This window comes from Dyadobacter psychrotolerans, assembly GCF_004349265.1.
In the GTDB taxonomy this organism is placed as follows: domain Bacteria; phylum Bacteroidota; class Bacteroidia; order Cytophagales; family Spirosomataceae; genus Dyadobacter; species Dyadobacter psychrotolerans.
In genome coordinates this window covers 295,792-317,256 of the sequence record NZ_SMFL01000004.1, presented here as the reverse complement: position 1 = coordinate 317,256, position 21,465 = coordinate 295,792, and the positions used below count along the sequence as shown (strand labels likewise).

Annotated in this window: 17 protein-coding genes; 11 read left to right on the top strand and 6 right to left on the bottom strand. The window is 42.9% G+C overall.

Features of this window, described 5'->3' with window-relative positions; translation table 11 throughout:
* Positions 1-34 precede the first annotated feature (34 nt).
* From E0F88_RS12980 to E0F88_RS12970, 3 genes are read left to right on the top strand one after another with little or no spacing between them, the layout of a single operon-like run.
* Entirely contained in the window at positions 35-3,634 is a 3,600-nt protein-coding gene (locus tag E0F88_RS12980; RefSeq protein WP_131958684.1) for a TonB-dependent receptor, read from the top strand.
* Between the two features lie 13 nt (positions 3,635-3,647).
* Positions 3,648-5,432 (top strand): RagB/SusD family nutrient uptake outer membrane protein, encoded by a 1,785-nt coding sequence (locus tag E0F88_RS12975; RefSeq protein ID WP_131958683.1) that lies wholly within the window; start codon positions 3,648-3,650, stop codon positions 5,430-5,432.
* A 16-nt stretch (positions 5,433-5,448) separates the two neighbouring features.
* Complete coding sequence (locus E0F88_RS12970; RefSeq protein WP_131958682.1) at positions 5,449-6,702, top strand: pectate lyase family protein; 1,254 nt, start codon at positions 5,449-5,451, stop codon at positions 6,700-6,702.
* Positions 6,703-6,761: 59 nt separating this feature from the next.
* On the opposite strand, the gene E0F88_RS12965 is transcribed toward E0F88_RS12970, so the two are convergent.
* Both E0F88_RS12965 and E0F88_RS12960 read right to left on the bottom strand, forming a co-directional pair.
* Positions 6,762-7,172, bottom strand: coding sequence for a response regulator (locus E0F88_RS12965; protein WP_131958681.1), 411 nt, complete (start codon positions 7,170-7,172; stop codon positions 6,762-6,764).
* 59 nt (positions 7,173-7,231) lie between these two features.
* Positions 7,232-9,058, bottom strand: coding sequence for a sensor histidine kinase (locus tag E0F88_RS12960; protein ID WP_131958680.1), 1,827 nt, complete (start codon positions 9,056-9,058; stop codon positions 7,232-7,234).
* 273 nt (positions 9,059-9,331) lie between these two features.
* On the opposite strand from E0F88_RS12960, the gene E0F88_RS12955 reads away from it, so the two are divergent.
* Positions 9,332-10,192, top strand: a complete 861-nt coding sequence (locus E0F88_RS12955; protein ID WP_131958679.1) for a CE1 family esterase — start codon at positions 9,332-9,334, stop codon at positions 10,190-10,192.
* A 27-nt stretch (positions 10,193-10,219) separates the two neighbouring features.
* Here E0F88_RS12955 and E0F88_RS12950 read toward each other — a convergent pair whose 3' ends face one another.
* Positions 10,220-11,434, bottom strand: coding sequence for an MFS transporter (locus E0F88_RS12950; RefSeq protein ID WP_131958678.1), 1,215 nt, complete (start codon positions 11,432-11,434; stop codon positions 10,220-10,222).
* 386 nt (positions 11,435-11,820) lie between these two features.
* On the opposite strand from E0F88_RS12950, the gene E0F88_RS12945 reads away from it, so the two are divergent.
* On the top strand, positions 11,821-12,054 hold the full coding sequence (locus tag E0F88_RS12945) for a hypothetical protein (protein ID WP_131958677.1): 234 nt from the start codon (positions 11,821-11,823) through the stop codon (positions 12,052-12,054).
* A 74-nt stretch (positions 12,055-12,128) separates the two neighbouring features.
* On the opposite strand, the gene E0F88_RS12940 is transcribed toward E0F88_RS12945, so the two are convergent.
* Positions 12,129-13,457, bottom strand: coding sequence for an acetyl-CoA hydrolase/transferase family protein (locus E0F88_RS12940; protein WP_131958676.1), 1,329 nt, complete (start codon positions 13,455-13,457; stop codon positions 12,129-12,131).
* Between the two features lie 342 nt (positions 13,458-13,799).
* On the opposite strand from E0F88_RS12940, the gene E0F88_RS12935 reads away from it, so the two are divergent.
* The 3 genes from E0F88_RS12935 to E0F88_RS12925 are packed head-to-tail and all read left to right on the top strand — an operon-like array spanning position 13,800 to position 16,138.
* The gene (locus E0F88_RS12935; RefSeq protein ID WP_131958675.1) at positions 13,800-15,320 is read left to right on the top strand and encodes a capsule assembly Wzi family protein; all 1,521 of its coding nucleotides are present in this window, start codon (positions 13,800-13,802) and stop codon (positions 15,318-15,320) included.
* A gap of 30 nt (positions 15,321-15,350) precedes the next feature.
* The gene (locus E0F88_RS12930) at positions 15,351-15,623 is read left to right on the top strand and encodes a hypothetical protein (protein ID WP_131958674.1); all 273 of its coding nucleotides are present in this window, start codon (positions 15,351-15,353) and stop codon (positions 15,621-15,623) included.
* Positions 15,620-16,138, top strand: coding sequence for a PPC domain-containing DNA-binding protein (locus tag E0F88_RS12925; protein ID WP_131958673.1), 519 nt, complete (start codon positions 15,620-15,622; stop codon positions 16,136-16,138). The genes E0F88_RS12930 and E0F88_RS12925 overlap by 4 nt, the downstream gene beginning before the upstream one ends.
* On the opposite strand, the gene E0F88_RS12920 is transcribed toward E0F88_RS12925, so the two are convergent.
* Positions 16,139-17,608: an aminotransferase-like domain-containing protein gene (locus E0F88_RS12920; RefSeq protein WP_131958672.1), complete on the bottom strand. Its 1,470-nt coding sequence runs from the start codon at positions 17,606-17,608 to the stop codon at positions 16,139-16,141.
* 79 nt (positions 17,609-17,687) lie between these two features.
* Here E0F88_RS12920 and E0F88_RS12915 point away from each other — a divergent pair, with 79 nt between their 5' ends.
* Both E0F88_RS12915 and E0F88_RS12910 read left to right on the top strand, forming a co-directional pair.
* Positions 17,688-18,320, top strand: a complete 633-nt coding sequence (locus E0F88_RS12915; protein ID WP_131958671.1) for a pyridoxamine 5'-phosphate oxidase family protein — start codon at positions 17,688-17,690, stop codon at positions 18,318-18,320.
* Positions 18,321-18,461: 141 nt separating this feature from the next.
* Entirely contained in the window at positions 18,462-19,328 is an 867-nt protein-coding gene (locus E0F88_RS12910) for a tetratricopeptide repeat protein (RefSeq protein ID WP_131958670.1), read from the top strand.
* A gap of 5 nt (positions 19,329-19,333) precedes the next feature.
* Here E0F88_RS12910 and E0F88_RS12905 read toward each other — a convergent pair whose 3' ends face one another.
* Positions 19,334-19,663 (bottom strand): hypothetical protein, encoded by a 330-nt coding sequence (locus E0F88_RS12905; RefSeq protein WP_131958669.1) that lies wholly within the window; start codon positions 19,661-19,663, stop codon positions 19,334-19,336.
* 130 nt (positions 19,664-19,793) lie between these two features.
* Here E0F88_RS12905 and E0F88_RS12900 point away from each other — a divergent pair, with 130 nt between their 5' ends.
* Positions 19,794-21,404 carry a L,D-transpeptidase family protein gene (locus tag E0F88_RS12900; RefSeq protein WP_131958668.1) on the top strand — a complete coding sequence of 537 codons (1,611 nt, stop codon included), beginning with the start codon at positions 19,794-19,796 and terminating at the stop codon, positions 21,402-21,404.
* Positions 21,405-21,465: the final 61 nt, after the last annotated feature.

Below are 21,465 nucleotides of genomic sequence, written 5' to 3'. Positions count from 1 at the left end.
ACAAAAACAACTGCCTGAGCAGTAAGTCAAATCTATGGAAAAACCTTTAGAACCGCAAAGCCGGCTGATTACAATCATGAGAATATCCATTGCCCAATTTTTGCTGGCTGTAATCTTTGTAAGTTTCTCTTATGCCACCGAAGTATCCGGACAAAATTTGCTGGAAAAGAAAATCACGCTCCATATAGAAGACAAGCCTTTAAAAACAATTCTTACCAAAATCCAGCGTGAGAGCGGCGTGAACTTCATGTACAGTCCGCAAGTGACGCAGTCAGAGAGACGCACTTCTGTTACAGTTCAGGACAGGCCGCTGCGTGAGGTACTGGAAATGGTCCTCAAACCTCTGCATATTTATTACCGGCTTTCGGGAAATCAAATTGTGCTGAGCCAAAAACAGACAACAGATCTTTTAAATCTTGATACCAATATCAAACCCCTCGAAATTAACTTCGCTGACCGTTCAGTAAGCGGGACCATTTCAGATGAAAGCGGCATGGGGCTGCCGGGAGTAAGCATACTTTTGAAAGGCAAACAAACCGGAACAACAACGGATTCGGAGGGCAGGTACAAACTTTCTGTTCCGGATAGTAAGTCTGTGCTTGTTTTTAGTTTTGTTGGTTATTTAACCCAGGAAATTCAGGTCGGAACAAGATCAGTGCTGGATGTAAAACTGGCTATCGACGACAAAGCACTTGAGGAAGTTGTTGTAGTCGGCTATGGAACCGTTAACAAACGTGATCTAACAGGAGCGGTTTCATCTGTCGGTGCTAAACAGCTCAAAGATGTACCGCTAAACTCCGCATCTGAGGCACTGACCGGGCGGCTGGCAGGCGTGCAGGTTACAACTACGGAAGGCACACCCGGTGCTGATGTTCAGATCCGGATACGCGGCGGCGGATCTATAACGCAGGACAACTCACCGCTTTACGTGATTGATGGCGTACAGGTTGAAAATGGCCTTGCCAGTCTCTCGCCACAGGATGTAGAATCCATTGACGTACTTAAAGACGCCTCTGCCACAGCAATTTACGGAGCCCGTGGAGCCAACGGGGTTGTGATCGTGACAACCAAAGGTGGCAGGGAAATGAAAACGACCGTCAATTACAACGGCTTTGCCGGTTTTCGTAAAATTTCCAAAAAGCTTGATCTGATGTCTCCTTATGATTTTATAGTCTACCAATATGAAAGGACAGGAAACAATGATGCTTTTAAAGGTCGTTACGGATCTACCTGGGATACACTTTCGCGTTTTCAGAACACGCCGGCCATTGACTGGCAGGACAAAGTTTTTGGAAGAAACGCCTTCTCACAAACACATAATATTAGTGTAAACGGAGGAAGTAAGACAACAACCTACAATTTAAGTGTCACAAAAAATACCGAAAACGGTGTGATGCTGATCTCGAAATTCGAAAGAAATCTTGTCAATTTCCGCTTTGATCATAAGGTGACCAGTAAACTAAAAGTCGGCTTTAATGTTCGTTATGCCGATCAGGTAACAACCGGCAGCGGAACCAGCGCGTCGGGAGGAAGTATTTCAAGATTAAGACAGACCATTAAATACATTCCTTTTATTCAAAATGAAGACGTTAGAATTGATCAGTTTGATGAAGAATACTTTAATGAAACAGCATCAGGCGGAAACGGCCTTACGTTGATCAATCCTATTTTGCTCAATGAAATGGAATATAAGAAGAACTATTCCAACACGCTTAATCTGAACGGCTCTGTGAACTACAATTTCACAAAAGGGTTGTCTTTCCGGTCGAATTTTGGAATAAACAGAAATTCCGGTGAAATTAAAATGTTTGATGATTACCGCACACCAAAGGGCTTCTACACCTATGGCGGTGAGCCCGTAGTTACGTTGCAAACCAACAAGCAGAGCACAATCAATGTATCCAATGTTCTTGCTTTTAATAACGCTGCTAAAAGCATCAAGGGCGCAAAACATCATTTTGACGCATTGATCGGACAGGAAATTTACCAGATCAATGTACAGTCTTTGGAAAATATCGTGAGAAATTTTCCAATTGGCATTACTGCTGAGAAAGCTTTGGCACAATTAAGTCTGGGAGCTTCGCTTCCACTATACCCGTCATCAAATGAAGTAGAAAGCAGAATTTTGTCATTTTTCTCGCGGGCCAATTATTCATTCAACGATAAGTATCTGGCCACCTTTACGGTTCGCGCCGATGGCTCTACCAAATTTGCAGAAGGACAGCGTTGGGGATATTTCCCTTCCGGCTCGCTGGCGTGGAGAATTTCGGAAGAGGCTTTTATGCCAAAAGGCAATTTTCTAACAGACATGAAGCTGCGCATGAGCTATGGAATCGCTGGTAACAACCGCATCGGCGATTTTCTGTATTTGACATTGTTTTCAGCAAATGCCTCGCCTTACGGTGCCGGTGAGACGTTGACTCCCGGCTATAAGGTTAATACACTTGCGAACCTGAATTTGAAATGGGAAAAAACAAGCTCCAAAAATATTGGCCTTGACCTTGGGCTATGGCATAACAAATTACAGGTTTCACTGGACGCTTACCAAAACGACACCGACGATCTTTTGCTGAATGTGCCCATCCCAAGCAGTTCGGGATACAAAACGCAGCTACAAAATGTGGGCGCAACACGAAACAGAGGTATTGAATTACAGGCAACCGGCAACATTCTGGCCACAAAAAACTTTACCTGGACTGCTAATTTCAATGCATCTTCCAACCGGAACAAAATCGTTAAACTTTCCAATTATCAAAACTTTTATTATCAGGGATCCAACTGGGGCATATCAGGACAGCTCGCCGATTTTATTGTACAGGAAGGCCAGCCTGTTGGCACGATGTATGGTTTTGTGACAGAAGGCATGTATGGTCTGGATGATTTCAGCTATGATGCTTCTACGAAGATTTATACATTGAAAGACGGGGTCACAAATGGAAACACGATTCTGGGGTTAGCCCAGCCGGGTTCACTGAAACTTAAAGATTTAAACGGAGATGGTAAAATCGATGCAGACAACGACCGGAAAATTATTGGGAACCCCACTCCCAAACTGATCGGCGGACTGAATCAACAGTTTCGTTACAAGAATTTCGATTTAAGTGTATTTCTCAACTTTGTGATCGGCAATGACATTATGAACGCCAACAAAATTGAATTTACCAATGCTTATAACACAAGTGCCAACATGCTCGCCACCATGAACGACCGCTGGCGAACTGTGGATGCCAACGGAGTGATCGTGCAGAGAACCGCTACGGTGAGCGGCGTACAGGTGGTGCAGGGAGAAGCACCGGCTGTACTGGCTGAATTAAACAAAAATGCCAGAATATGGCAGCCTCTGCGTTCCAACGGAAGTTTTACTTTGCACTCCTGGGCTATTGAAGACGGATCATTCCTGAGGTTAAGCAATGTAACGTTAGGTTATAGCCTGCCCTCACCTCTGCTAAAAAAAATCAAAATCAGTAATCTGAGATTTTATGTGACCGGAAATAATCTGGCGATTTTAACCCGCTACACAGGTTATGACCCGGAAGTAAGTGTACGCTCCTCCAACCCTGTTACACCCGGCGTGGATTATTCTGCCTATCCACGCAGTAAAGCTTTTATAGCAGGATTAAATCTTACATTCTAAACCCAACCTTAAAATGAAAATCAAATATTTTTATCATGCCTGTTTTTTAATGCTTACTACAGCGACAGGTTATCTGTTGAGTGCATGCAGCGATTATCTTAAAGTAGAACCAAAGTCATCATACGACGAAAAATATGTTTTTGACAATGTCGCAAACACAACCAGCGCGGTGCTAGGCGTTTACAATGCGCTTACCGGCGATCAGGGTTATGGCGGCCGGCTGAATTTCTTTTATCCACTCGATACAGATGAAATGCTGGGAGGTAACAACTCGGCTCCGGGAGGAGGCGACAATGGAAGCAGATCGATGGCGAGATACAATACTTCTCCGGGAAATACGCAGCTTGAAGCTCCATTCAGTCAGCTGTATTCCGGCGTGGAGCGTGCAAATATCTGCATTAAAAATATTCCGGAAATGGCTTTATACGAAAACGGAACTGAAAACGAAAAGAGGCAGCTGCAAAGACTATATGGTGAAGTTTTGACACTTCGCGCCCAGTTTTATCTTGAACTGATCAGGAACTGGGGGGACGTTCCGGCGCAGTTTGAACCCTCCTACGTGCTAACCGATTTATTTCTGGAAAAGACAGACAGAGATGTAATTTATGATCATGTTCTCGAAGATCTCAAACTGGCTGCAACGCTGGTTCCATGGCGAAATGAGGGTGGCATTGCCAACGACGAACGCATTACAAAAGGTGCAGTCAAAGCTTTGAGGGCCAAAATCGCTCTTTTCCGCGGAGGTTATTCTTTACGAACAGAATCCAACCTGATGGAACGCCGGGTCGACTATCTGACCTATTATCAGATCGCCCGTGACGAATGTAAAGAAATCATTGAATCAAGCAAACATGCGCTTAATCCAAGTTTTCTGGCTTTATTCAAAGATAACTTTGATGCACACGTTCTGGAACCAAATGGAGAAGTTGTTTTTGAAGTTGCTCTTGCCGGAGGCACAGGAATCGCAGATGGCCGGGCAGGAAACATTGATGGCCCGCGTACAGGCGCATCCACAGGAGGAGGAAACTGTCTGCTTACCCCCACCTACTTTTATGCATTTGACTCTCTGGATACCAGAAGAGATGTTACCGCTGCCCCTTACACGACCAATATCAGCAATTTCAAGATTGGTGCAGCGATAAGCGGTATTAATTCGGGAAAATTTCGACGGGACTGGATCTCAAACCCCTCGGTTCCCCTCGAGGCAAATACATTATATCACGGTGTTAACTGGCCGCTGATCAGATACTCTGACGTACTGCTGATGTTTGCAGAGGCTGACAATGAAATAAACAACGGGCCGAGTGCGGCGGCCATAACTGCTTTTGAAACGGTCAGAAAAAGGGCGTTTGCCGGAAACCTGAAAGCGATCGGAACAACCCCGGCTGGCAAAGAAGGCTTTTTTAACGCCATTGTAAATGAACGTTCCTTCGAATTTGGCGGAGAAGGCATACGCAAATATGATTTGCTGCGATGGAATCTTTTGGAAACAAAAATAAAAGAAGCGAGAGCAAATCTGACCAGGATGAAGGATAAGGTGGCACCTTACGATAAACTACCGCAGTATGTTTACTATAAATCTTCATCCACTACGCTTATATATTATAGCTCGTTTTATAAACCTGCGCCAGGCTCCACACCCACCGGTTATGCGCGTGCGAACTGGGTCATTAACATTACGCCTGCTTACATTACCAATGTGGCAGAACTGTTTGAGCCAAATCAAAAAGAGCTCATGCCCTTCCCTCAGGCCGCCATTAATTCAAACCCAAAGCTAAAACAGAATTTTGGTTACTAAACTCTAATATATCTGCATGAAAAAATCAAATCAGACCTATATTTTTCTGCTATTTTTCTTATGGGCCTTTGGTGCCCTTGCGCAGGATATAGCTTTTCCGGGTGCGCTGGGCTGGGCATCTGCTACGCCAGGCGGCAGAGGGGGAAAAATCATTAGAGTGACAAGTCTTAACGGACAAGGACCAGGTTCTTTTCTGGAGGCAGTAACCAGCACAGAACCGAGAATTGTGGTTTTTGAAGTTGGCGGGATAGTTGACCTGAAAGGGCAGATTATTACTATCCGCAGCCCGTTTCTGACCATTGCCGGTCAAACTGCCCCCTCACCTGGAATCACATTTATTGATGGTGGAATAAACATTCAGACCCATGATGTAATCGTTCAGCACATCCGGCTCAGACAAGGCGCCTCCAGGCATGTTAAAGGTTGGGAACCTGATGCGATGGCAGCGATCAGTGCTTATAATGTAGTTATTGATCATTGCTCTTTCAGCTGGGGTGTAGACGAAAACTGCTCTGCCTCAGGCCCTCGTTTTAAAGGTGAAAACGTTGATGAATGGAGGAAGAATACGTCTCATAGCATCACGATGAGCAACAACATCATAGCCGAAGGTTTAAGCAATTCTACCCATCCAAAGGGAGAACACTCCAAAGGAACCCTGATTCATGATAATGCAACGGACATTGCCATCGTTGGGAATTTATATGCAAGCAACCGTGACCGCAATGCGCTTTTCAAAGGCGGCGCAAGAGGAATTTATGTCAACAATTACATCCAAAACCCGGGCAGAAATGCAATCCGGTATGGCTTGGTGGATGAAGAATGGCAAGGCTATCCCCACCAGACCGGTCAGGTCACTATTGTCGGAAATGTCATGCAGCATGGGCCGAGCTCCTCTGATATGCCAATGATGTACGCCGGGAATGGCCCCTGCGAGATTTACATGGAAGATAATATTGCCAAAAATAAGTTAGGATTGCAGGCCCGGCTTTTCTTTGGAGACACTTTAAAAATCCGGAACGAAAAGCCGGTTTGGTTTGCCGGGATTAAACCGATAAAGGCATCGGAAGTTAAAAAATCCATTGTTAAAAACGCCGGTGCCAGACCCTGGGACAGAGACGAGCACGACAAGAGATTCATTTCAGAGATGCTTTCTAATTCCGGCAAAGTGATCGACTCAGAAACCCAGGTGGGTGGTTACCCTGCCTCCCGTCCTACCAATAAGAAGTTTGTGGAAAAGGACTGGGATCTGAAATACATGACAAAAAAATAAAACAAAAGCCGGTTTGACATCTCGCCAACCCGGCTTTTGTTTTGGATACCGAATCCAGATCACCGGTAAAGCGCCAGGATTTTCACCCCATTGTCATCTGTGCAATAAGCAGGAGAAGTTAGTGCCTTTTCGACCGCCGCCAGCAATTTTGCCTCCTGATAAGGTTTGTTTAAATACGCCTCAGGATTGGTATCGTCTGCGCGCTGGTGTGTTACGTCATCCATATAGGCTGTCAGATATATAAAAGGAATTTTCTTGACTGCCTGTATTTGACGGGCTGTTTCAATGCCATCCCATTTTCCCTTGATATTTACATCGAGTATAACCAGATCGATCCGATCGTTACGGATCATTTCCACAGCTTCCATTCCATGATCAGAAACGCCGGCAACCGTGTATCCGTTTCTTTCAAGTGTATCCTCCAAAGCCATCGCCTGGATTCCCTCGTCTTCTACAATTAGTATTCTCAATTTAACAAACGTTGATATTTAACAATCGCTTACGGTAACTATGATCCACAAATTACTCATTACGCCGCTCTGCGCGGCGAGTTTAATGGAATTTCCAATTGAAAAAATGCACCTGAGCCCTGAATAACCCGGCATTGGCCTTCCAGCTGCTTGGATAACACTTTGATCAGACGAACACCAAATGAACGGTTTGCCTGCTCCCAGGTTCTCACATCAAAGCCGGGACCATTGTCCTTAATTTCCAGCTGCATTTGATTTCTGATTTCAACAAGATTTAATGTAATGGAGGGCCTCTTTACATCATGAAATGCGTGTTTGAATGAATTTGTAATCCATTCATTGATAATAAGTCCCAACGGCATGGCGATGTCCACTTCGAGCTCTTCTACCCCAACCATGATAAACAGATCTGTATCATGCTCGTCGATTCCAAAACTTTGCATGATGCTGTCAAGAAGATCATTAATATAATCGCGCATGTTTACCATATTCACAGTTTCCTGGCTGTAAAGACTTCTGTGAATAATTGACATCGTTTCAATACGCTGTTGACCGGCCTTAATAATTCTTTTTGCATCGTCATCGGTAAGCCTGTTTCCTTGCAGACTTAATAAATTCGAAACAATCTGAAGATTGTTCTTTACCCGGTGATGCAGCTCTTTCATCAATAGCTGCATTTTTGCAGATTGTTCACTGATTTTTCGGTTGTTCTCGGCCAATTCAACATTGTTACGCCTGATCACCCGATACTGGCTGAACATGACTGCCGATAAACCAAGAACCAGAACAAGCACTGCCAGAGCTCCTGCCGTCTGCTTGGAACGCAGCTCATTAACCTCTCCCAGGGCGCTGATCTGCCGGTCTTTTTTACCTGCCTCGTATTGAACCTGCAGCTCACCCACTTGTCTTACGTTTTGAAGTATTTGTAAGGAATCGCGTATATCACTATATCTGGTATACGCCCCCAAAGCTTCCTTGTACTTACCTGCGCTTCTGTAACCTTCCATCAGATAATCATAAAGCTCCATCTGACGATGGGGCTGTTGGATTTGCTGAGAAATCAAAAGGGCTTTTTGAAGATAGTCAAGGCTCAGGGCCTGCTCACCTCTTCGGTTCAAAATCTGTGAAAGCCAGGTGTAGCTGTAAGTCAGCGAGCTTTGCTGATCGTACTTTTTAGCCAATGTTATCGCCTTTGTTACATAATATTCAGCGCTGTCCAATTGGTTTCTTTTTACGTAAACCTGAGCAATATTGTTGTAATAAGGAATACGTGCTCTTTCAAGAGACGGTACCATTTCGGCGATTTTTAATCCATCCAGGTGCATATTCAATGACCGGTGTATCATTGCCGTGTCTTTGGTATTTGCACCCAGCCCTTGCGTAAACATCGCTTTAAGCCGAATCATAAAAATGATCGATGAGGTATCTTTTAGGGTTTTTGCTATGTTCATTCCCTTATCGGCTGCATCGAGAGCCATGTCATAGTTTTGCTTTTCCTTATGCATGTTTCCGATAATACCATAAATATTGGGAATTTCTGATAAGATCCCCCATTTTTCCGCATCGCGCAAAGCGGTAACCGCATGCTTCATACCCTCTGTATGATTGGCCATGTTCCAGTAGGCGCGCGCTATGAATTTCTCCCCCCGCACAATCGCAGTGTGATTGTTAAGTCTGTTTCCTGTCGCAAGTACCCTATTGCCGATTGCAATCAATGAATCAGGACTTGAATTTCCGTAATCTTCCGCTTTTTTATATAGTGATGCGAGTTCTTCTTCCACAGCTTTGTCCCCGGATTCGGCCAGCTGCTTTTGTTTTTCACACGAGCTTAAAAAAAAGATAGCGACAACAAAGAGCAAAATTGAGTATAAGTATCTGAGGAGCATGAAGTCATAAGGTTGTCAATATGTAAAAATACACCGTTTAAAGGAATTATTTTATCAGTGATGCATTCTTTTAACGCTGTCAGATCAAATTATTTAATCGCTAATATTTCTAACGTCTTGTTTATCAATTACGAATTCAGATTCAGGTTCAAAACACATAATCTGTTGATGTTTATAGCTCATTTTCATCAAATTTTACACAGGTATAAATCAGCGCAGAATAACTTATTTTGCATACCATTTTAAATGCATACTGCTTCAAACTTCTCAGCCATGTACAAAATTCTCATCCTCTTTATCCTTTTTAGCTTTTCAGCAAAGGCACAGCTGGTTAGTGACTCGCTGTTAATTGACGGTCATTACCGGGTATTTTATTTTAATACGCCTTCTACCCAAACTAAAAATGCAAGTCTTGTCTTTGCAATACACGGTTCAGGAGGAGATCCGCTTAACTTTATGAAAAATGCGGTTAAACTTGAACAAAAAGCTGCATTGGAAAACTTCATTCTGGTTTATCCAAAAGGTTATAAATCGTATTGGAATGAGTGCAGAAAGGCGTCAACCGTTGCTGCCAATCTCGAAAATATCGATGAGGATGCTTTCTTTTCCGGCATGATCGGCTACTTTAAAACCAAATACCAGATCAACGAAAAACAGGTTTTTGCCTCCGGTTTTTCCGGTGGCGGGCAAATGGCCTATCGTATGGGGATTACCATGCCGAGTAAATTCAGAGCAATATGTGCCATGGTTGCCAATATGCCCACTGCCGAAAATATGGACTGCCCTGAATCCAAAGTGGCAATCTCAACGCTGATCATCAATGGTACTGCCGATCCTGTAAATCCTTATGCGGGCGGTGAAATGAAATCAGCGGGACTTACGCTGGGTAATGTTCGGTCGACGGATGAGTCATTTCGCTATTGGGCCGCATTGAGTGGCTATTCCGGTGTACCGGTCAGAAAAGTTTTACCAGACCCGGATACAACCAACAGTATCACCGTGGAAAGCTTCACTTTTCAAAAGAAAAAATCTCCGGAGGTTACACTATTTAAAGTAAATAACGGAAAACATGAGTTTCAGACAGACATTGACTTTTTCTCTGAAGCCTGGACTTTTTTTAAAAGACAATTATAGCACAAAATGGCTTCTGCGCCGATTCATTCAGCCAGAGGCCATTTTATTTTGAAACAAAAATTTAAAACCGAAGGCGCAAAACACACTTAAAACCACCAAAACTATCCACAGCGCGTTATAGCCAAAGTTTTCAGCTACATAACCACCACTGGCCGGCCCGATAACCTGGGCCACAGCCCACGATAAAGAGTAAGCGGCCGAGTATTTACCCCGGTTCGATTCAGTAGAGCGACTGACCACGAGCGTGTTCATATAGGGCAGTGTCAGCATCTCGCCAATGGTAAAGAGAAAAACAGTAAATGCACCAATGACAACCGGTGCGATAGCCGGAATTACCAGACAGAGAAAAGAAGCGGCAGTGAACAGCACACCTGCAATAATATAGTAATGATCAGGTTTACGACTGCCCAGTTTCTGGATCATAACCATCTCAAAAAGAGCGATAATCACCCCGTTCATGCCAAGTAAAAGTCCGATAGTTGCCTCCCCAATTCCAAGTTCCTGCTTCCAATATACTGGTACGATCCTGAAAATGAGAATAAAAGAAAACATATACAAGGTTACCAGGATAATAAAGCGCACAAAAAACGGATCCTTCCACGGCGATTTCCCGGAAGCAAATTCAGCATTTTCGATAACGTTGTTTTTAAGATTTTTACCGGAAGGAAGCAGCAAAATGATCATAATTCCTGCCACAACATAAACTACCCCGTCGACCCAAAACAAAAGGTGATAGTTGATTGCAGCCAATATGCCCCCCACAGAAGTTCCGAATCCAAAACCAATGTTGGTTGCAAGCCGGTTTAATGCATACGACCGGGTCATATTCTCCCGGGAGGAATAAGTCGCAATCGCAGAATTATTTGCGGGCTTGAATGCTTCGACAAAAAAACTGAGCACAACCGTCAAAAAGCAGAGTCCGTTGAAGTTATCTACATGGCCAAATAAAACAAACAATAAACCGCTGATAATTAAGCTGACAACCTGAACAGGATGAAACCCGATTTTATCAGTCAGATACCCGCCTGCCATCGCTCCCAGAACAGAACCGACACCAAAAAGTGTGATGATCAGTCCCGCGTCGGCGATGCTTCTGTGAAGGCTTTGGGTAATATACATACTCATAAACGGAATGGCCATGTATCCGCATCGATTGATCAGTATCACCACACTCAGGAGCCATGTTTCTCTGCTCAATCCCGTAAATGAAATCCGATAGATTCGTAGAATACTTCTGATCATACCAAAAAAAAGTTTTAAGTAAACAGTAAAACGGTCTGCATGCAATAAAAAAATCCGCTTAGTTGTGAAACCAAGCGGATTGCGAATATTTAAAATCAAAAATATAGCTACCCCGCCTGGCCGACCTTACGGTTCCAGATGACAAGTGCGCTATATGTTGACAGGTTGTTCATATTGCAAAGTTAGAAAAAATTATTTCCCGTCCTTCCCACAATACAAGAATTTCTAAATGCAGCAGATAACTACATAGAAGATATAATCTCGCAAATCAGTCAGACCCTGTGGTTGATAAGTAAATTGAGTTATTTCAGATTCTCATGCAACCCGAAGCGATAAAACAACATCTTTGTGAGGAAAGCCATGAAAAATCAAAACGCTGTTTGACCATGAACGGGAAAGAAATATTCGACTATTACCAATCCGCTGCCCTGAGAAACGGTTTTGGTTCTGCTGAATTCCGCTACGGAAACCTGCTGTTTGAAGCACTCAGGATTGAAGGAGAAGAAAAGATTTTTAAAATGCTTGAAGAAGCCCGAAGCTCGGGAAAACGAATTGGCCTTGGATATTCAACGCCGCCCAAAGACACAGATATGGAGCCTGACCTTGTAATAATGGTTTAGAGTTGTATACTAAAAATATAAAAACCGCCAGCTTGTACTTTATTACACCTGGCGGTTTTTTATTTAACGAAGGTTCACGGATAATAAATCCTTTCGGATAAACTTGTCACTGCGGGACGATCGTAACTTCCAAATCGTTCGCAGAAGGCCTTTTCCAACGATTCTCTATGATTAGGATGCGCAATACTGATCAGTGCCCGGGCGCGCTGTTTCAGGCTTTTGCCAAATAAATCGACTATTCCATATTCTGTGACAACCCAGTGAATATGGCCTCTGGTGGTTACTACACCGGCCCCTTCCTTCAAAAAAGGAACAATCCTGGAAATGCCGGTGGAAGTGACCGACGGAAGTGCAATAATCGGTTTACCACCCTGTGAAAGTGAAGCACCATGTATAAAATCCATCTGCCCGCCTATGCCTGAGTATTGGTAAGTTCCTAGCGAATCAGCACAAACCTGACCGGTGATATCCAATTCGATGGCGGAATTTATAGCTGTTACTTTTTGATTTTGACGAATGATGCTTGTATCGTTCACATATCCTATGTCCATTACACGGATGGCAGGATTGTCATTTACAAAATCATATAATTTGCGTGTTCCAACCATAAAAGAGGTAACAGACTTACCCCGGTTAAGTTTTTTTAAACTGTTGTTAATCACACCGCTTTGAATCAATGGTATCACGCCATCCGAGAGCATTTCTGTGTGCAGGCCAAGATTTTTATGGTTGCCCAGATTTTTCAGCACCTGGTCGGGAATACCACCAATACCTACTTGCAGAGTGGCCCCGTCTTCAATAAGTGAAGCAATGTTTTGACCGATCTGTACAACGGCACTTTTGCAGTTTAGTGAATAGTCTACCTCTGGTAAAGCGGATTCATGCCAAACCAATGCGTTTATTTTACTGATATGCAAAAAACCATCTCCGTGTGTTCTTGGCATGGCAGGATTTACCTGCGCAATCACATAAGCCGAATTATCTACAACAGCCCGCGCAATATCAACAGAGGTGCCCAGAGAGCAATAGCCATGTGCATCAGGTGGCGAAACCTGGATTAGTGCTACATCAATCGGCAGTCTTCCATTTTTGATCAGCTGCGGAATCTGGCTAAGAAAAATAGGGACATAATCCCCATAATCGCTGTTGACGACCGATCGCGTATTAGCCGAAACAAAAAGTGAATTGAAGAAAAAGCTGTTGTGATGTACAGGATTGTTAAAATTCACATCTCCCAAAGTGGTTATGCTTACAAATTCTACATTTTTAAGTTCCCAGTGTCGGCGCTGCAAAGCTTCCACTAAATGCACTGGCGTAGCAGCACTTCCGTGAATAAATACTCTGTTTCCTGATCGAATATATTTTACTGCTTCATCGGCTGAAACATACACTGGCGTATTCATATCAAATATATTTTTAATAAGCTGAAAGTAAGCCGGAAACCTCCCGCTAACATAAAATTTCCTTTGCAAAATTCCACTGATTAGTCTCTGCGGGAAATGATGTCTGCCGGGCTAAAAAACTGATAAATGTCAGTTTTTTAGAGGATCTACAACCACTACCGCCTTGTCCGAGCCCAAAAAATATTTGACAAAATTCACTGTAATAGAACTTTTACACGACACCATTATAGAGTTTATTTGACTGATAATCAACATTATATAAATTTTAATTTTTGTTATTTTGTAAAATATTGAATCCATCAAATTCAGTTTCATAACACACCCTATCTATCAGTTCTAAATATGCGCCCCTCTCCATTGACAATCTTTATTTGTCTGATTTTCCTGTTTCCGTTTAGCTGTTTTTCACAGCCAGCCTATCTGCCAAACCAACCCCGGGATTCAAGTTTTCATTTTACTCAATTGCAGTATTTTGCAAGCACCAGACAAACGCCATTCTGGATGCAGGCTAATCAGTTTGGGATTGTACCACAAAAAAATCCGGCAGCCTTACTGCATCTGGGAGTTGAACACTTCACGGACATTTTCAACAAATTTCGTAAAGTCAAAAACCTTAGAATCGGTGGCGGGATCGAAGCTGCCATAAGTTTTCCGAACGCTAAAATCAGATTGCCACAGCTATTTGGCTCCATCCGATTAAAAAACTGGGAATTTTTTATTGGCAGAAAAAAACAATCGGTTGGTCTGGCCGATTCGACAATTGGAATGGGCTCTTATGTTTGGTCCGGAAACGCTATGCCAATTCCAAAACTTCAGGCAGGCACCTCCGGTTTTATTACGATACCACTAACCCGCAACTGGATTGCTTTCAGTGGCTTTTACTCAGACGGCTTTTTTGAAAATAAACGTTCAATTACGTCAGGCTTGAAACTACATCAGAAAGCGCTTTACCTTAGACTTGGCCGGCTCGACTCGCGCCTGAAACTTTACGGAGGTTTTAACCATCAGGCACAGTGGGGAGGCAGAAGCCCCTATCACAGCATTGATGATAAGCTTCCGGATGGCCTGAGAAATTATTTTAACGTAGTAACCGGCAAAGCACATGTAAAAAGCGGCAAAATTACCAACTTCGACAGCACAAACCGGATTGGAAACCATTTGGGAACGATTGACCTTGCTGTGGAAGTCGAGACTTTTAGCAGCAGTATTTTCCTTTACCGACAAAACGTATATGAAGACGGCTCACTTTATCATTTAAATAATATTTCGGATGGATTAAACGGAATCCGGTTTCGGCGGAAAAATCTTTACAGCGACGTTTTCAGCATTCAAGAAGTGGTTGTTGAATTTTTAAATACAAAAAGTCAGGGAGGATCCATTGCAAATGTGGGTAGTTATGTACGCGGCAAAGATGATTACTTCAACAACGCACAGATTCGTGACGGATGGTCATATTATGACCGTACGATCGGTACACCGTTTATACCTCCAACATCAGCTACAAAATGGAACTGGCCGGTCAACGCTGATTTTCTTACAAGCAATAACCGAGTGTCTGTCTGGCACTTAGGCGTGTCTGGCGAATGTCTCAAAAACATAAACTGGACTACTAAATTCTCCTACTCTGACAATGCCGGAACCTACAATGTAAACTTTGAATCTTCTGCGAAACAATTCTCCGGATTGCTGGCTTTTCAGCTGCCGCTTAATATTTTGGGAAAAAACTATGTTAAATTGTTCCGTTGCTGCCGATCTGGGAAAGCTTTATCCAAAAACGTATGGATTTGCACTTGGAATCAAAAAAAACCAACTTCCTGGATTTTCTCTGAGATAAATCGTCCACAAAACTGGCCTGGTTTTTGAGCTAAAAAAACAGCAACCAATTTAATTGACATGGAAGACTTGATTGAAAAGCAAAAAAGAGATTTGCAGGAAAAAATCCTGGCCAAAAGACAGCAGGTAGAATTTGAAAAAACAGATATTGATATGTCTAAAAAATTTTCAGCGGATAATACGCAGAATCCGGACGTTAGCGAAGAATTTAAAAATTTTAATGATCCTGCCTCCAATGTAATTGAAAACGGTGAACTCGTAGAACTGAGCAAGTCGGAAAAGGAACTTATTGACCTGATAGACAAGCTGAACAAACTTAACAAGGAATTATGAGCATCATTAAAACAGTTGCTGCAGTTGTCTTCACCGTGATTTTTGGCTCAGATATTTTTTCACAGACCCCAAATAAAGCAGATAAGAAAAGGTACACCAAAGTCCCGGCTGGGTATCTAATGGTTTTACGGCAGGGTGACAATATTCTAAAAGAGCTGGAAACATTCGCTGAAATGGAGAAAATTCCGGCCGCCAACTTTACAGGAATGGGCTTTGTAAACATGAGATTTGGCTTTTTCAATTTTGAGACAAAAGAATACGATCCCAAAGAATTTGAAGGTGTGGAGCTTGCCAGTATGCAGGGAACGATAGCCTGGCAAAAGGGAAAAGTTTCTATTCATGCGCATGGCGTGGTAACCGATAAAAACTTCAATGCCTTTGGCGGCCATATTCTTTCCGGATCGGTGGGCACAGGTTCCGTTGAGATCATGCTTACCATTCATGATAAAAAACTTGAAAGAAATTTTGAAGATGAAATCGGTGCAAATGTTTTAAGTCTTCAACCTCAGAATTAATCACTGCTTCAGCTGTTTTTTCAGTATTTCAATGCTTATTTCAAGTTCTTTTGGTGTAGAAGAAGCAAATCCCAAACGTGTTGCGTGGCGATCCCTATTGTCATTGTGCATTTTGCCATCTGCAAAGTAAAGACCCTTTTGAAGTGCTTTTTCTGCGAGCAGTTTTAAATCAATTGCTGGATCAAAACGCGTCCATACTGCCATTCCTCCGTCTGGAATTTGAAAATCTACTTGATCGCCGAGTTCATCTTTTAAAAGATTGCAGAAAACATCCCTTCGTTGTTTGTATTCGCGAACAGACTTTCTCAGATGCCTCTGTATAACTCCGCTTTGAAGCAGGTCTGCTATTGTATTTTCCAGAATCGTGTCTCCCTGGCGATCTATGATTCTGCGTAGCTGAGAAAGGTGCGTTATCACGTTTTCCGGCCCGACCAGATAACCCACCCGAAACGCGGGAGATATTGCTTTGGTAAATGAGCCGCAGTACAAGGTCATTCCGGCCGGATCTGCGCTTGCAAGCGGCAATAGCGGTTTGCTCAGATAATGAAAGTCGTAATCATAATCATCTTCAAAAATGATGAATCCATACTGCTCGGCCAATTGAAGCAGCCTGATGCGGCGGTCGGCACGAAGTGCGACGGTAGTTGGATACTGGTGATGAGAAGTTACATAAATCAAACGAATCTTCCTTTTTTTACATAGCGCTTCCAGCTCGTCGATGTCGAGTCCATGTTGATCTGAACGGATACTTAAAATATTTGCTCCGGCTTTCTGAAAATTCATTTTTGCTCCATACCAGCCCATTTCTCCAACCACGACATTATCCCCATTTGCCAGCAGCCCGCTGCTTACCAGAAACAAACCCATAATTGTACCCCGAACAATGAGAATATTATCACAGGAAGTATTTAGCCCGCGGGTATCGTTTAGGTATGAAGATAGTTCCTTACGAAGCCAGAGCGCTCCTTTTGTATCACCGTATCCCAACCTGGCATAAGCGTTGCCAGTCAGTAGCTGACTTCGGTAAGCACGTGAGAGTTCTTCCAGAGGCGCGAGCCTGGCGTCGGGAAAACCGTCATCCAAATGCAAACTGCTGGTTACTTTCAGTGCAGGACGGTCCAGCATGGGAACAGGAGAAAAGTCAAATCCGGCCCGCTTTATAGGGTCCTCTGAAACCGATTCAGGATCCGTTAGTCTTTGCAGCAGCATCTGGGGCAAATGGCTGGCAATAAAGGTGCCGCTGCCGGAAACACTTTCAAGCCAGCCCTGTGCAAGCAACTCGTCATAAGCCTGCACCACAGTTCTTCTATGAACACCGAGTACTGCCGACAGATCTCTGCTGCTCAATAATTTGTATCCCGGTTTGAGCTTACCATTTTTGATATGTTCCATGAGCTGATTGGCAATCTGGAGATAAACAGCAGGCCTTTGGGATTTATCAATTGTAAGCAGTGAGTTTAAAATATTCACAAAGTGGACTACTGTATTTTTAAAAAATGGATGATTACAGGAATCCAATTACGCTAGAAATTTGTAAAAAAACAAAATCATGTCCACACCATCATACCTTATTCCCAGCCGTGCAGCAAAGCGTACACATTACGATCAGGAAAGCATTTATTCGATTCTAGACGAAGCTTTGTTTTGTACGATTAGCTACTCGGTAGAAAACCGTCCATTTTCTATCCCTACCTCATTTGTGCGCTACGAAGACAAGATTTACATTCACGGATCAGTGGGAAGCCATTTTATCAGGGAAATAGAAAAAGGAATTCCGGTATGTATCACGGTAATGCTCACAGATGCGCTGGTCGTTGCAAAGTCAGCTTTTAGTCATTCGGTAAATTACCGCTCCGTGATCCTGTTTGCACAGGCAGAAAAAATTGAAGATATCAGTTTAAAATCAGACGCCTTTAAATGGCTGACTGAGAAAATCGTACCCGGAAGCTGGGATTATCTGCGCCCGATGACGCAAAAAGAAGTTCGAAAAACCACTGCACTGGCTTTTTCGCTGGATGAAGCATCTGCGAAAATTCGTACCGGAATGCCCAATGATGAGGAAGAGGATAAGCAACTTCCGATCTGGTCGGGACTAATTCCACTTGAAACGAATAGAGCTAAACCTGTTGCTGATCCATCCAGCCAGACAATTCCACTTCCTGAGCATTTATCAGGTTTATAGCTAAATATCGGCCGAAATTCTATGATTTTCTGCAACGATTTGTATTTGAAAATCTGTTGTTTGGATAGTTGTAATTTTGAAAAATGGCAGGTCATGAAATAGAACTGCCATTTTTAGATTTTTTATCCGAATGAAATCCGCATGGAGTTATTAATGGTTCTTGCAGTTTTTGGCTATATCTATTATCTGCGTAATTATGCAGACCTCAGAACAAGATCAGAGAAGGAAGAACAAAATCTAATGGAAGGCATAAAACTGTATCAGGATAATCAGATTCAGGACGCCTTCAATTTTTTTGATCAGCGCATTAGGTCAAACCCACGCTCTGCGGTTGCTTATTTGTACCGGGCCAGATGTTATAAGACTTTCGAAGATCTGAAAGCTGCAATGAATGACCTCAATACAGGCCTAAGTTATGATGAAAGTGTTTTTGGGCTGCATTTGGAAAAGGGAAAGCTGCATTTTGGAAAGGAACAATACGAGCTTGCCTTAGCTTCCCTAAATAAGGCCGTGTTTAACGCAGGAGAACTCGACCCCGAATCCTATTACTGGCGGGCGTTGACCAGGCAGCATCTAAATCAGGACAAGGAAGCAAAGTCTGATTTTGAAAAAGAGGCTCAGATTTTGGAGAACAGAAAAAACGGTGCTGTAGATGCAAGGATAGACGAGCCTTTCCTTGACCGCAGACTTGTTGCCAATTCCTTAATGGTTGTTTGCACAAGCGCCATTTTGATTGTGGTGGTTAAAGATGCAGAGAGCATACATCTTCCCTATTTGATGGCGGCTTTTTCAGCTGTTGCTATTGGTTTTGTTGAACCCGTTAAAGGATGGATCCTGGCCATTATGCAATGTGTACTGATGATTGGCGGCTATTTTGTTTTAACACACGTTCCCGAAAGCGGCGGAAAAAGAGAACTGGAAAATTTTAGCTTGTATGGCTCGTCCGTGCTTGTTTTTGCGGGAAGTTTTTTAGGTGCGTTTTTAAAAAGAGCTATCAACCAGGAATAAATCCACTACTTTTTTAGGTTAATGTACGGACTGATATTTCTTTTCAGATCGGCCCCAAAGTAGGGTGCCAGATCCTTTTCCAACGCATCCATAGTGACAGTCATTTTGGCCAGTACTTCTGCCCAGGTCATAGCACTGTGGACAAATGGATCATAATACAAATTCATCTTACCAACAATACGAAAACGGTTTGCACCATCCGGCTCACAAATAGAACGCAGATTCTGTGTGTTAAAAACTTCAAGAATTTCAAAAGCTTTTTTTGTTTCAAAAACTTCTGCGGTACAAAACAGCAGAGCCCCGTTTTTATAGTTGCATATAATGTGCTTTTTCATGGCGTTAGTCAGATGATTTAGCTGTCTAGTAAAAATTATCATACCAAAGTAAGAGAGGTGTCCGTCGACTTCTTCTGATTGAAAGGAAATAATGCGATATTGTCGGCTACAAACACACCGTATATCCCTCATGAGAAAAACCAGTCTGTTTATCATGCTCTGTATTATCGCAGTAGCCTGTAACCAAAAGAAAACGCAAATGCCCGAAATAGCGGCAAGAGATGCAACCATAACGGTTAAAAACTCTTACACTGAGCTGTTTATCGATACTGCCGCATTTGAAACGTTCGCTGCATCTCACCCGATGCAGGACAGCTTGTCCAACAAAATGCACAGTTTTTATAACCATCGTAACTATCAGTATGCCTGGTTCTTCCCCGACGGATTAGCTGAATTCGTTCCTACTTTTTTAGGTATGCAAAATGACTACATCGCATATTCCGGCGACAGCTCTCTTTACAATCCAGGATTAATCACTGCGGTTGATTCACTAGCGAGGGTAAAAAAGATTAACCCGAACGATTCGTTGGTTCTGCGAACAGAATTGCAGCTCACCCAGCAGTTTTTTAAATACACCAGTCTTGCTTATGCAGGAAACAATAAACTGAAAATTCAGGAGCTTAATTGGTATATACCCAGAAAGAAGATCAATCCTGAGATTTTTCTTGATTCATTACTTAAAAACAAAGGAAAAAACCTCTCAGCTTATGAGCCGGTTAACCGCCAGTATAACTTACTAAAAGAGAAATTGCTTCAATACGATAACGTTAAGAAAAGCATGGAATGGAAACCATTGGAAACCTCGAAAAGATTCAGGGAAGGAAAATCTGATGTAGTTATAAAAGAAATAAAAAAACGTTTGTTTCTACTTGGAGATTTGCCGCAGGCCGATAGTTCTGCAATTTTTGATTCTACTTTGACTGCGGCTGTCAGAAGATTTCAGGGTAGAATGGGAATGAAACAAAGCGGTGAGACAAGCCCTGCTTTTTACAAACAACTCAACGTACCAATACAGGAGCGCATACAACAAATCCTGATTAACATGGAGCGTATCCGTTGGATGCCTGCGTCTCCTTCGACGGATTATCTGCTTGTAAATATACCCGAATTTACCCTGCACGCTTACGAAGATGGCAAACTGGCTTTTAATATGAATGTTGTGGTCGGCTCGGAAGCGAACAGCACGGTCATCTTTTCGGGTACTTTAAACCAGATCGTATTTAGTCCGTACTGGAACATTCCGCCAAGTATTTTGAAAAAGGAAATTCTGCCAGGCATTAAAAAGAGAGCGAACTATCTTGCCAAACACAATATGGAATGGAACGGCGGATCGGTAAGACAAAAGCCAGGCAAATCAAATTCATTGGGTTTGGTTAAGTTTCTATTTCCAAATAGCTACAACATTTACCTTCATGACACGCCATCCAAAAGTTTGTTTGGGGAATCGCAGCGTGCATTCAGCCATGGATGTATCCGACTTGCCGAACCAAAAAAACTTGCAGAATTTTTACTTCGCCGTGACAGCAGCTGGACGGAGCAAAAGATCACATCGGCTATGAATTCAGGTAAAGAAAAATACGTAAGATTGCGCGGTAAAAATGAGATTCCTGTTTTTATAGGCTATTTTACTTCCTGGGTGGATCAGCAGGGAAACCTCAATTTTAGACAGGATGTTTACGGTCATGATAAAAAAATGGCAGAACGTCTGTTTAGTCAGGAAAGCATTGCATTGGGCCGATAAGGAAAACGGGTCATAAAAAAGAGGACAAGCTCTCGTTTATGACCCTGATTACCTGTTTGGA

Excerpts from the sequence above, each read along its gene's own strand:
- E0F88_RS12980 (WP_131958684.1), top strand. The coding sequence starts at position 35 with ATGGAAAAACCTTTAGAACCGCAAAGCCGGCTGATTACAATCATGAGA.
- E0F88_RS12975 (WP_131958683.1), top strand. The coding sequence starts at position 3,648 with ATGAAAATCAAATATTTTTATCATGCCTGTTTTTTAATGCTTACTACA.
- E0F88_RS12970 (WP_131958682.1), top strand. The coding sequence starts at position 5,449 with ATGAAAAAATCAAATCAGACCTATATTTTTCTGCTATTTTTCTTATGG.
- E0F88_RS12960 (WP_131958680.1), bottom strand. The coding sequence starts at position 9,058 with ATGCTCCTCAGATACTTATACTCAATTTTGCTCTTTGTTGTCGCTATC.
- E0F88_RS12955 (WP_131958679.1), top strand. The coding sequence starts at position 9,332 with ATGTACAAAATTCTCATCCTCTTTATCCTTTTTAGCTTTTCAGCAAAG.
- E0F88_RS12950 (WP_131958678.1), bottom strand. The coding sequence starts at position 11,434 with ATGATCAGAAGTATTCTACGAATCTATCGGATTTCATTTACGGGATTG.
- E0F88_RS12945 (WP_131958677.1), top strand. The coding sequence starts at position 11,821 with ATGAACGGGAAAGAAATATTCGACTATTACCAATCCGCTGCCCTGAGA.
- E0F88_RS12940 (WP_131958676.1), bottom strand. The coding sequence starts at position 13,457 with ATGAATACGCCAGTGTATGTTTCAGCCGATGAAGCAGTAAAATATATT.
- E0F88_RS12935 (WP_131958675.1), top strand. The coding sequence starts at position 13,800 with ATGCGCCCCTCTCCATTGACAATCTTTATTTGTCTGATTTTCCTGTTT.
- E0F88_RS12930 (WP_131958674.1), top strand. The coding sequence starts at position 15,351 with ATGGAAGACTTGATTGAAAAGCAAAAAAGAGATTTGCAGGAAAAAATC.
- E0F88_RS12925 (WP_131958673.1), top strand. The coding sequence starts at position 15,620 with ATGAGCATCATTAAAACAGTTGCTGCAGTTGTCTTCACCGTGATTTTT.
- E0F88_RS12915 (WP_131958671.1), top strand. The coding sequence starts at position 17,688 with ATGTCCACACCATCATACCTTATTCCCAGCCGTGCAGCAAAGCGTACA.
- E0F88_RS12910 (WP_131958670.1), top strand. The coding sequence starts at position 18,462 with ATGGAGTTATTAATGGTTCTTGCAGTTTTTGGCTATATCTATTATCTG.
- E0F88_RS12905 (WP_131958669.1), bottom strand. The coding sequence starts at position 19,663 with ATGAAAAAGCACATTATATGCAACTATAAAAACGGGGCTCTGCTGTTT.
- E0F88_RS12900 (WP_131958668.1), top strand. The coding sequence starts at position 19,794 with ATGAGAAAAACCAGTCTGTTTATCATGCTCTGTATTATCGCAGTAGCC.